Here is an 11053-nt window from a genome sequence, read left to right as displayed (position 1 = left end):
CCCCGGACACGTCCCCCGGCGCACCTCCGAGCCCGTCCGGCGCCTGAGAACGGAAGCCTGGCGCCCGAGGCGGGGGCTACCGGTCCGTTTCCGGCTCCGGAACCGGCTGCACCCCCGCCAGTTCCGCCGGCTCCGCCGACTCGTACAGCTCGAACCAGATCGACTTGCCCGCACCCCGCGGATCGACCCCCCACGCATCCGCGAGCATCTCCATCAGCACCAGACCCCGCCCGCTGGACGCCATCTCCCCGGGCCGCCGCTTGTGCGGCAGCTCGTCGCTGCCGTCGGCCACCTCCACCCGCAGCCGCCGCTCCCCGTGCTCCCCGCTGGCCTGGGCGACCAGCAGCGCGTCCCCGTCCGTGTGGACCAGCACGTTCGTGGCCATCTCGGAGATCATCAGGACGGCCGAGTCGACCTGCTCCGGGTCCGCCCAGTCGTGCAGCATCTCGCGCACCTGCTGCCGGGCCGCCGAGATCCGCTCCGGTTCGGCCTGGGCGATGGTCAGCGCGGTCCGCCGCGGCGCGGTCCGGCGGGACGTGGTGCCCTCGCGGCGCAGCAGCAGCAGCGCGACGTCGTCCTCGCGCCGGTCCGCGAGCGGGCCCGTCGTGTAGTGCGAGGCCGGCCCGTGCACCGCCTGCACCAGGGCGTCCGCGAGCTTCTCCAGATCGTCGGTGTGCTGCTCCAGGATCGGCCGGAGCCGGACCCAGCCGGTGGCCAGGTCGTGCCCGCCGGTCTCGATCAGCCCGTCCGTGCAGAGCATGATCGTTTCTCCGGCCTCCAGCGTGACCCGGGTCGTCGGGTAGTCGGTGTCCGCCTGGATGCCCAGCGGGAGCCCGCCCGTCGTCTGCCGGATGACCGCGGTCCCGTCCGAGGTCATCACCACGGGGTCGGGGTGCCCGGCCCGTGCGATGTCGAGGATGCCGGTTTCCGGGTCCGCCTCGGCGTACAGGCACGTCGCGAAGCGCGCTCCCGTGTGCTCCGCGTCGTCGTGCGCGTCGGTGAGCCCGGAGAGGAAGCGCGAGGCCCGCGAGAGCACCGCGTCCGGGCGGTGCCCCTCGGAGGCGTACGCGCGCAGGGCGATCCGCAACTGGCCCATCACCGCCGCCGCCCGCACGTCGTGGCCCTGGACGTCGCCGATGACGAGGGCGATACGGCCGTTGGGGAGCGGGATCATGTCGTACCAGTCGCCGCCGACCTGGAGCCCGCCCCCGGTCGGCACATAGCGTGCGGCCACCGTCATCCCCGGGACGCTGAGCACCAGGGACGGCATCATCGTGCGCTGGAGCCCCTGCGAGAGCTCTCGCTCGGTCTCGGCGATCCCGGCGCGGGCCAGTGCCTGTGCGAGCATCCGGGCCACCGTCGTCAGCACGGACCGTTCGTCCGGCGAGAACGCCACCGGATGCCGGAAGCCGGCCATCCAGGCGCCCATCGTGCGCCCCGCCACGATCAGCGGCAGGAAGGCCCAGGAGTGGCGCCCGAACCGCCGGGCCAGCGGCCAGGCGGCCGGGTAGCGGGCGTAGTAGTCCTCGGCGGTGGGCAGATAGATCGCCCGCCCCGTCCGTACGACCTCCGCGGCCGGGTAGTCGGTGTCCAGCGGCATGTCGTTGAAGGGGCCCTCGTCACCGGCGTGCTGACCGTGGTGCCCGACGATCGTCAGCCGTTCGCCCTCGACCCCGAAGACGGCCAGTCCCTCCGGCGAGAATCCGGGCATGGAGAGCGAGTAGGCCACCCGCAGTACTTCCTCCGTCGACCGGGCCTCGGCCAGCGCCCGCCCCGCGTCCAGCAGGAACGCCTCCCGGGACCGGCGCCAGTCGCCGGTGATCGGGGTGTGCGCCCCGGTGGTGCCGGGCTGCGGCTCGGCGACCTCCTGGAGGGTGCCGACCAGCATGTAGTCCGCGCCGCCATCGGCCGGGAGCGGCTTGGAACGGCTCCGTACGGTACGCAGCACCCGGCCGCGCTCGTCCACGATCCGCAGCCGGGCCTCGGCGAGCGTGTCCTCGGCGACGGCCAGGTTCACCACCCCGTAGACCTCGTTCCAGTCGACGGGATGGAAGCGGGAGCGCACCTCCGACTCACGGAAGACACCTGACTCGGAGGGCAGCTCCAGCAGCCGGGCCGCCTCCGCGTCGAGCGTGACCGTCCCGGCTGCGTTGTCCCAGCGCCAAAGACCGGTCGCGGTCGCGGCCAGGACATCCTCGGTGCGCATTGCCCCACTTTATGAAGATGTACGGCCCAAACGCCACCGAGGGTCGCCCCGTCCCGGGTCCACCGGTGATCCCGCTGGGGACAATGGCAATGAAACGGTCCGGTCGCGGGCGGTAGCCTGGGGTGGCTGTATCCGCCCCCAACCGCGAAGACTGGATGAACGACGATGCATCGGTACAGGTCCCACACCTGCGGCGAGCTCCGCGCCTCTGACGTCGGCACCGACGTCCGGCTGAGCGGCTGGCTGCACAATCGCCGAGACCTGGGTGGCATCCTCTTCATCGATCTGCGCGACCACTACGGTCTGGTGCAGCTCGTCGCCCGGCCCGGCACGCCCGGCAACGACGCCCTGGCGAAGCTCACCAAGGAGACCGTCGTACGGATCGACGGCAAGGTGTCCGCCCGCGGCGCCGACAACGTCAACCCGGAGCTCCCGACCGGTGAGATCGAGATCGAGGTCACCGAGGTCGAGGTGCTGGGCGAGGCCGCGCCGCTGCCCTTCACGATCAACGCCGAGGACGGGGTGAACGAGGAGCGGCGTCTGGAGTACCGCTTCCTCGACCTGCGCCGCGAGCGCATGCACCGCAACATCATGCTGCGCTCCTCCGTCATCGCCTCGATCCGCTCCAAGATGGTGGCCCTCGGCTTCAACGAGATGGCGACGCCGATCCTCACCGCGACCTCCCCCGAGGGCGCCCGTGACTTCGTCGTCCCGTCCCGGCTGAACCCGGGCAAGTTCTACGCGCTGCCGCAGGCCCCGCAGCAGTTCAAGCAGCTGCTGATGATCTCCGGCTTCGACCGCTACTTCCAGATCGCGCCGTGCTTCCGCGACGAGGACGCCCGTGCCGACCGGTCGCCCGGCGAGTTCTACCAGCTCGACGTCGAGATGTCCTTCGTCGAGCAGGAGGACGTCTTCCGCCCGATCGAGAAGCTGATGACCGAGCTCTTCGAGGAGTTCGGCAACGGCCGCCACGTCACCTCGCCCTTCCCGCGCATCCCGTTCCGCGAGTCGATGCTGAAGTACGGCAACGACAAGCCGGACCTGCGCGCCAAGCTGGAGCTCGTGGACATCTCCGACGTCTTCGCGGACTCGGAGTTCAAGGCGTTCGCCGGCAAGCACGTCCGCGCCCTCCCGGTGCCGGACACCGCGGGCCAGTCCCGGAAGTTCTTCGACGGCCTCGGCGACTACGCAGTCGAGCACGGCGCCAAGGGCCTCGCCTGGGTCCGGGTCGGCGAGGACGGCAAGCTGGCGGGCCCGATCGCCAAGTTCCTCACCGAGATGGACGTCAAGACCCTCACCGAGCGGCTCTCCCTCGTCCCCGGCCACGCCGTGTTCTTCGGCGCCGGCGAGTTCGACGAGGTCTCCAAGATCATGTCGGTCGTCCGCGTCGAGGCGGCCAAGCGCGCCGGTCACTTCGAGGACGGCGTCTTCCGCTTCTGCTGGATCGTCGACTTCCCGATGTACGAGAAGGACGAGGACACCGGGAAGATCGACTTCTCGCACAACCCCTTCTCGATGCCCCAGGGCGGTCTGAAGGACCTTGAGGAGAAGGACCCGCTCGACATCCTCGCCTGGCAGTACGACATCGTCTGCAACGGCATCGAGCTGTCCTCCGGCGCCATCCGTAACCACGAGCCCGAGCTGATGCTCAAGGCCTTCGAGATCGCCGGTTACGACCGCGAGACCGTCGAGCACGAGTTCGCGGGCATGCTCCGCGCCTTCCGCCTCGGCGCCCCGCCGCACGGTGGCATCGCCCCGGGTGTCGACCGCATCGTGATGCTGCTGGCCGATGAGCCCAACATCCGCGAGACGATCGCCTTCCCGCTGAACGGCAACGCCCAGGACCTGATGATGGGTGCTCCCACGGTGCTGGACGAGACCCGGCTGCGCGAGCTGAACATCCAGCTCCGCAAGCCGGTCGCGCCCGCGAAGGACGCCACCGAGAAGTAGCCCGTCAGCTGCACCGGGTTTCACGTGAAACAGCCCCTGGCCACCCGGCCGGGGGCTGTTCCGCGTCCCGGCCGTGCCGACTGCCCGCACCGGACAGCCTGCCCACACGGGGATGCGGCCCGCACCGCAATCACACAGGAACCCACAGCCTGCGCTCACGCCCCTGCCAGCTGGGCTCCCTAGCCTCCCCTGCATGACAGAGAATCAGGGACCCGCGCACAAGAAGGACCTGACCCGTCGCCGGATGATCCTCGCCGGTGGCGCGGCCGTGGCCGCGGCCGGAATCGGAGCCGGAGCCGTCGCGAACGCCTCGGCCGGCGAGAGCGGCGGCGAACGTGGCGGCAGCGGCGGCGGGAAGAAGCCCACCGGGCAGGGCGAGGCGTGCTACCGGCTCACCTCGGAGACCACCGAGGGCCCGTACTACATCGACGCCGACAAGATCCGTAAGGACATCACCGAGGACAAGGAGGGCATCCCGATGACCCTCCGCCTCAAGGTGATCGACTCCGACACCTGCAAGCCGCTCAAGCGGGCGGCCGTCGACATCTGGCACTGCGACGCCCTGGGCGTCTACTCCGGATACGAGAGCATGAGCACGGGCGGCCCCGGCGGTCCGGGCGGCGGCCCCCCGCCGACCGGCGCCCCCACGGACGCACCGACCGGCGCACCGACCGACGCCCCCACCGGTACGCCCCCGTCCGGCGGCCCCGGCGGCCCCGGCGGCCCCGGCGGCGGTGGCGGCGGGCACAGCGAGCCCACCGACGACGAGCGCTATCTGCGGGGCACCCAGCTCACCGACCAGCACGGGTACGTGGAGTTCCGGACGATCTTCCCGGGCTGGTACCAGGGCCGTGCCGTGCACATCCACACCAAGGTGCACGTCGGCGGCAGGATGACCGATGCCGGGTACGAGGGCGGGCACACCTGCCACACCGGCCAGTTCTTCTTCGCGGAGTCCGCGGTCCTGGACTCGGCGAAGGCCGAGCCGTACTCGGCCAGCACCACCACCCGCACGACCCTCACCGAGGACACCATCTACGACCAGAGCGGTGTCACGGGCGGGCTGATGAAGCTCTCGTACCGGAAGAACCACATGGCGCGCGGTGTCGTCGGCTCGATCACCATGGGCGTGGACCCGGACGGGACGCAGGACGGGACGGGGATGTGATCGCACCGACCTGACCCGATCGCGCCGATCGGCCCACCGACGCCTCCTCAGGCCTCCGTTCCCCCGCGGAGCCGAAGGGCCCGGAACCGGAGCAGCACCCGGTTCCGGGCCCTTCGTGATGTGCGCCGACAGACGTGCACCGACAAGGGCTGCGCGCATACAAGTACATGAATCACGCGAACGGGTACAGCCGGATGGCCCCGGTGCCGGATTGGCCGGTCCCGGCTGCGGCAAAGACTGCCTGGGCCGACATCGGCACAGCGGACCTCACGCCGCGTCCGCAAAGCCCCCGCGGCTTCGCCGCCGACTGCTGAGGAGCCACCGTGTCCGTGCCCCGTTCGAGCGTTCCCCTGCGGCTCCCGTACGTCGTCTGTGCCGTCTTCGTCCTGCTGCTGGCCGCGTGCGGAACGGGCGGCATCATCGGTTCTCGTGAGAGCGGTGCCCCCACGAGGACCACGGGCTCCCCCGGCGTTCCCGGCCCGTCGGCGGGCGGCGCGTCGGCGGCCGGGCCCGCCGCCGCACCGCCCAGGGCGTCGCCCGCCCCGCCGCGGGAGATCCCGGGGCTCGGCCCGCGGACCAGGGCGGCGATCCCGGCCGGTACCCGGCAGGTGTTCGTCGTCACGGGCGAGTCCCCGGACTCCAACCGCTCCACCGCCGTGCTCTACACCCGGGACGGCCCCGCCGCGGACTGGCGGGCCACGGCGCCCTGGGCCGCCCACAACGCCCTGAACGGCTGGACGGCCGAGCACTGGGAGGGAGATCTGCGCTCACCCGTCGGCGTCTACACGCTGACCGCGGCGGGCGGCCGGCTCGATCCCCCGGCCATGGTGTTCCCGTACGACCTGAGCCCGGACTTCAAGGTGGAGGGCGAGGGCTTCCACGGGGAGCCGCTGGAGGGCTCCTTCGACTACGTCATCGCCATCGACTACAACCGCCTCCCCGGCACCTCCCCCCTGGACCACACCCGTCCGCTCGGCACGGAGCGTGGCGGCGGCATCTGGATCCACGTCGACCACGGCGGCCCCACCCAGGGCTGCGTCTCGATCAGCGAGGGCCGGATGAGGGAGCTGCTGAGCCTCCTCGACCCGGCCAAGGACCCCGTCGTCGTGATGGGGGACGCCGCGTCCCTGGGCGGCTGAAGTCGCTGCGGGCCAGGTCCGCGGACCGTAACCTGGAGACTGCCCGACCGGTTCTTGAGGAGGCAGGCGTGAGCGTGGTCGACGACAGTGTGCTGACACAGGAGGTCTTCGAGGACCTGGCCCGTCATGCCATACGCGCGGAAGAAGCGCTGCGTCTGGAGTTCGTGAACGGGAAACTGGGGGTCAAGGCTGTGCCGGACGGGGATCACGGGCGGATCATCGCCTGGCTCACGCAGATCTGCATGCAGTCGGATCCGCGTAACTGGCTTTTCGCGGAGCAGGGCCTGCGCGTCGAGACGTACCGGAAGGGCAACGCGCGTCCGGACGGAACGCTGGCCCGAATCGACACCTTCGTCGGCCAAGGCGAATGGGCAGATCCCGCCGCCGTCCTCATGCTCGTCGAGGTCACCTCGTACGACGACGACACCGACCTCCGGGACCGGGTCGAGAAGCCGCGTGCGTACGCGGAGACCGGCGTTCCCGTGTACCTGCTCATCGACCGCGACAGCTACGAGGTCAAGGTGCACTCCCAGCCGGACGGTGTGCGGTACGAGACGGTGGTGACGGTCCCGTTCGGCAAGACGGTCCGGCTGCCCGACCCGGTGGGCATCGAGCTGGACACCGAACCGCTCAAGAACTGGGTCCGCTGACCGGAGCCCGAGCCGGAGCCCGGCACGCGAGAAGGGGCGGGACCGCCAGCGCGGTCCCGCCCCTTCTCGCATACGTACGAACCCCTTACTCGGGCTTCTCCTCCAGGCGCGGGAACAGCACCGCGCCCTTCGTCACCGTCGCGCCCGCCGGCAGCCGGCCCCAGGTGGCGGCTTCCTGCACATGCTGGCCGGAGAGCGCACCCAGGGACTCCTCGGCACCCAGGCACTCCCACAGCTTCTGCGAGGTGTCCGGCATGACGGGGTTCAGCAGGACCGCGACACCGCGCAGCGCCTCGGCGGCCGTGTACAGGATCGTCGCGAGACGGGCCCGGCCCTCGGGCGACTCGTCCTTGGCGACCTTCCACGGCTCCTGCTCCGTGATGTAGCCGTTGACCTGCTTCACGAAGTCGAAGATCGCCAGGATGCCGCCCTGGAAGTCCAGCTCCTCGCCGATCTTCCGGTCGGCCGTCGCGACGGCCTTCGCCAGCCCGTCCCGCACCGCCTGCTCGGCCTCACCCGCGGCCGTGGCCCCGGGGAGCGCACCGCCGTAGTACTTGCCGACCATGGCCGCGAGGCGCGAGGCCAGGTTGCCGTAGTCGTTGGCGAGCTCGGAGGTGTAGCGGGCGGTGAAGTCCTCCCAGGAGAACGAGCCGTCGCTGCCGTACGCGATGGCCCGCAGGAAGTACCAGCGGTAGGCGTCCACGCCGAAGTGCGAGGTCAGATCCTGCGGCTTGATGCCCGTCAGGTTCGACTTCGACATCTTCTCGCCGCCGACCATCAGCCAGCCGTTGGCGACGACCTTGCCGGGCAGCGGCAGCCCCTGCGCCATCAGCATCGCCGGCCAGATGACCGAGTGGAAGCGCAGGATGTCCTTGCCGATCAGGTGCACGTTCGCCGGGAACGTACCGTCGAACTTCTCCTGGTTGGCGCCGTAGCCGACCGCCGTCGCGTAGTTGAGCAGCGCGTCGACCCACACGTAGATGACGTGCTTGTCGTCCCACGGGACCGGGACGCCCCAGTCGAAGGTCGAGCGCGAGATCGACAGGTCCTGGAGACCCTGCTTGACGAAGTTCACGATCTCGTTGCGGGCCGACTCGGGCTGGACGAAGCCGGGGTTGGCCGCGTAGAACTCCAGCAGCTTCGGGCCGTACGCGCTGAGCTTGAAGAAGTAGTTCTCCTCCTTGAGGATCTCCACCGGCTTCTTGTGGATCGGGCACAGCTTCGTGCCGTCCTCCGCCTCGATCAGGTCGCCGGGGAGCTTGTACTCCTCGCAGCCCACGCAGTACGGGCCTTCGTACCCGCCCTTGTAGATCTCGTCCTTGTCGTACAGGTCCTGCACGAACTCCTGCACACGGTCGGTGTGCCGCTTCTCCGTGGTACGGATGAAGTCGTCGTTCGCGATGCCGAGGTGCTCCCAGAGGGGCTTCCAGGCCTCCTCGACGAGCTTGTCGCACCACGCCTGGGGTGTGACGTTGTTCGCCTCGGCCGTGCGCATGATCTTCTGACCGTGCTCGTCCGTGCCGGTGAGGTACCACACCTTCTCGCCGCGCTGACGGTGCCAGCGGGTGAGCACGTCGCCTGCGACGGTCGTGTAGGCGTGGCCCAGGTGAGGAGCGTCGTTGACGTAGTAAATGGGGGTCGAGACGTAGAAACTCCGCACGTCCTCGCCCCCCTGCTTCTCTGATCCAGTGGCCGCCATGGTCGAAATCCTAACGGTCCGGGGGAGGTCCACTCGCACCGATAAACCCGGCGCCGGGCGCGGAGCGCTCAGCGGAGAGCTTTGCGAAACATCGCTTCCCGTAGCAAAGACGCATCCTGGGATGGAGTGGACACGCATGCACGAGGCAGAGGACATCACGATGCGGGTACTGGTCGCCGAGGACGAGGAGATCCTGGCTGAGCTGGTCGCCACCGGGCTGCGGCGGGCGGGGTTCGCCGTCGACACGGTGTACAGCGGTGATGCCGCCCAGGCCTATCTGGGGCTGCACGACTACGACGTCGTCGTCCTGGACCGCGACCTGCCCCGGGTGCACGGCGACGACGTGGCCCGCGGCCTCGTGGCCTCCGGCTCCCGGACCAGAATCCTGATGCTCACCGCCGCCGGGTCCATGGAGGACCGGGTCTCCGGGCTCGACCTGGGCGCCGACGACTATCTCGGCAAGCCGTTCGAGTTCCCCGAACTCGTTTCGCGGGTACGCGCGCTGCGGCGGCGCAGCGCCCGCCCCGTACCGCCGCAGCTGGAGCGGTACGGAATCCGGCTCGACACCGTACGGCGTACCGCGTCCCGCGACGGGCGGGAGCTGGACCTCTCGCCGAAGGAGTTCGCCGTGCTGCAGCTGCTGCTGGAGGCCGACGGCGGGACGGTGAGCGCGGAGGAGCTGCTGGAGCGGGCCTGGGACGCCAATGCCGACCCCTTCACCGGGGCCGTCCGCGTCTGCATGAGCAAGCTGCGCGGCAAACTCGGCGAACCTGCGGTGATCCGCACCGTGCAGGGTGTCGGGTACGCCCTGTGAAGCGTCCGGCCCGGGCGCCGCACGCCACGATCAGGACCCGGATCGCGCTCGTGTACGGCGGGGTGTTCCTGGTGCTCGGCACGGCCCTGCTCGTCACCGTCAACCTGGCCTCCCGCGCCGGTACGGACTCGCAGGCCCGCTCCATCGCCCGCACGGCCGCGGTGGTCCAGCCCGGCTACGCGGTGAACGGCCCCCTCGTCACCCGCCGGAACCTCGGCCCGCCGACCGTCTACGACCTCACCGACCACGTCAGCGACGCGGCCGGTCATCAGCTGCTCATCTGGTCCGCCGCCTCGCTGCTCGTGATGACGGCCTGCGCGGTGGGCGTCGGATGGTGGACCGCGGGGCGGGTCCTGCGGCCCGTCCACGCCATGACCGCCAAGGCGCGCAGGCTCTCCGAGCACACGCTGCACGAGCGGATCGCCTCCAGCGGCCCCGACGACGAGCTCAGGGAGCTGGGCGACACGCTCGACGCGCTGCTCGCCCGGCTGGAGCGGGCCTTCGACAGCCAGCGGCGGTTCATCGCCAACGCCTCGCACGAGCTGCGGACCCCGCTGGCCACCCAGCGGGCGGCGATCCAGGTCGGCCTGGACGACCCGACGCCGGACGACCTCGTGCGGACCCGGCAGACGCTCCTGGACAACAACCGGCGCAGCGAGCGGCTCATCGAGGGGCTGCTGGTGCTGGCGCGCAGCGAGCGCGGGCTCGCGAAGGGCGAGCGGGAGGACGTGGACCTGGCCCGGGTGGTGGCGGAGGAGGCGGCCCGGCATCCGGGGGTGACGGTCGAGACCGTGCCCTGCGCGGTGCTGGGGAACCGGATGCTGCTGGCCCAGCTGGTGGGCAATCTGCTGGCCAACGCGGTGACGTACAACGTGCCCGGCGGGACGGTGGAGGTGTCGCTGGCCACCGCGGGCGGGAACGGGGTGCTCGTGGTGCGCAACACCGGTCCGGTGGTGGACGGGGCGGACATTCCCGGGCTGTTCGAGCCGTTCCGGCGGGGCGAGGGCAGGGACCGGATGGGGCCCGGCTCCGGGCTCGGCCTTTCGATCGTACGTTCTATAGCAGTGGCGCACGGCGGTACGGTCACGGCGGTGCCGGGCCCGGAGGGCGGGCTCGCCGTGACCGTACGCCTGCCAGCCGATCAGGCTCCGGCGGCGACCCAGGCGGGCAGCGCGGCGAGCACCTCGCGGTAGAACGCGGCGTCCGCGACCTCGCGCGGGGCGGGGCCCGCGTGGAAGAAGCCGGCGTTCGGGGCGTCCAGCTTCCGCAGGAAGTCGAAGCCCTTCCCGTCCTCCTCGCCGAACGCGACGAACTGGAAGAACAGCGGCAGCCGTGCCGCGTCCGTCAGGGCCTGGCGGGCGGCCTGCTTGGCGTCCGGCGGGCCGTCCGTCTGGAAGATCACCAGCGCCGGGCCGGTGGCCTCGGTC

9 protein-coding genes are annotated in these 11053 nt (G+C 70.8%); 6 read left to right on the top strand and 3 right to left on the bottom strand.

The window, feature by feature from the left end:
• Positions 1-76: 76 nt before the first annotated feature.
• Positions 77-2206, bottom strand: coding sequence for an ATP-binding SpoIIE family protein phosphatase (locus J1C73_RS32620; protein WP_207319521.1), 2130 nt, complete (start codon positions 2204-2206; stop codon positions 77-79).
• A 165-nt stretch (positions 2207-2371) separates the two neighbouring features.
• Here J1C73_RS32620 and aspS point away from each other — a divergent pair, with 165 nt between their 5' ends.
• From aspS to J1C73_RS32600, 4 genes are all read left to right on the top strand, one after another.
• Complete coding sequence (aspS, locus tag J1C73_RS32615; protein ID WP_207319520.1) at positions 2372-4156, top strand: aspartate--tRNA ligase; 1785 nt, start codon at positions 2372-2374, stop codon at positions 4154-4156.
• 193 nt (positions 4157-4349) lie between these two features.
• Entirely contained in the window at positions 4350-5324 is a 975-nt protein-coding gene (locus J1C73_RS32610) for an intradiol ring-cleavage dioxygenase (RefSeq protein ID WP_207319519.1), read from the top strand.
• A gap of 323 nt (positions 5325-5647) precedes the next feature.
• Entirely contained in the window at positions 5648-6463 is an 816-nt protein-coding gene (locus J1C73_RS32605; protein WP_207319518.1) for a L,D-transpeptidase family protein, read from the top strand.
• A 68-nt stretch (positions 6464-6531) separates the two neighbouring features.
• The gene (locus tag J1C73_RS32600; RefSeq protein ID WP_372446776.1) at positions 6532-7113 is read left to right on the top strand and encodes a Uma2 family endonuclease; all 582 of its coding nucleotides are present in this window, start codon (positions 6532-6534) and stop codon (positions 7111-7113) included.
• 85 nt (positions 7114-7198) lie between these two features.
• On the opposite strand, the gene metG is transcribed toward J1C73_RS32600, so the two are convergent.
• Entirely contained in the window at positions 7199-8812 is a 1614-nt protein-coding gene (gene metG / locus J1C73_RS32595; RefSeq protein WP_207319517.1) for a methionine--tRNA ligase, read from the bottom strand.
• A gap of 160 nt (positions 8813-8972) precedes the next feature.
• Here metG and J1C73_RS32590 point away from each other — a divergent pair, with 160 nt between their 5' ends.
• Complete coding sequence (locus J1C73_RS32590; protein WP_207319522.1) at positions 8973-9626, top strand: response regulator transcription factor; 654 nt, start codon at positions 8973-8975, stop codon at positions 9624-9626.
• The gene (locus tag J1C73_RS32585; protein ID WP_207319516.1) at positions 9623-10819 is read left to right on the top strand and encodes a sensor histidine kinase; all 1197 of its coding nucleotides are present in this window, start codon (positions 9623-9625) and stop codon (positions 10817-10819) included. The genes J1C73_RS32590 and J1C73_RS32585 overlap by 4 nt, the downstream gene beginning before the upstream one ends.
• Here the strand turns inward: J1C73_RS32585 and J1C73_RS32580 are convergent.
• On the bottom strand, positions 10768-11053 hold a 286-nt coding region (locus J1C73_RS32580), incomplete at its 5' end, for a VWA domain-containing protein (RefSeq protein ID WP_207319515.1). The genes J1C73_RS32585 and J1C73_RS32580 overlap by 52 nt on opposite strands.

It is taken from the genome of Streptomyces laculatispora, from assembly GCF_017353455.1.
Taxonomy (GTDB): domain Bacteria; phylum Actinomycetota; class Actinomycetes; order Streptomycetales; family Streptomycetaceae; genus Streptomyces; species Streptomyces laculatispora.
The sequence above is the reverse complement of the archived record's forward strand: the minus strand, read 5'-3'. Positions and strand labels throughout refer to the sequence as shown.

Bases quoted from the DNA above. Each gene is read 5' to 3' on its own strand.
- J1C73_RS32620 (WP_207319521.1), bottom strand. From the start codon at position 2,206: ATGCGCACCGAGGATGTCCTGGCCGCGACCGCGACCGGTCTTTGGCGC.
- aspS (WP_207319520.1), top strand. From the start codon at position 2,372: ATGCATCGGTACAGGTCCCACACCTGCGGCGAGCTCCGCGCCTCTGAC.
- J1C73_RS32610 (WP_207319519.1), top strand. From the start codon at position 4,350: ATGACAGAGAATCAGGGACCCGCGCACAAGAAGGACCTGACCCGTCGC.
- metG (WP_207319517.1), bottom strand. From the start codon at position 8,812: ATGGCGGCCACTGGATCAGAGAAGCAGGGGGGCGAGGACGTGCGGAGT.
- J1C73_RS32590 (WP_207319522.1), top strand. From the start codon at position 8,973: ATGCGGGTACTGGTCGCCGAGGACGAGGAGATCCTGGCTGAGCTGGTC.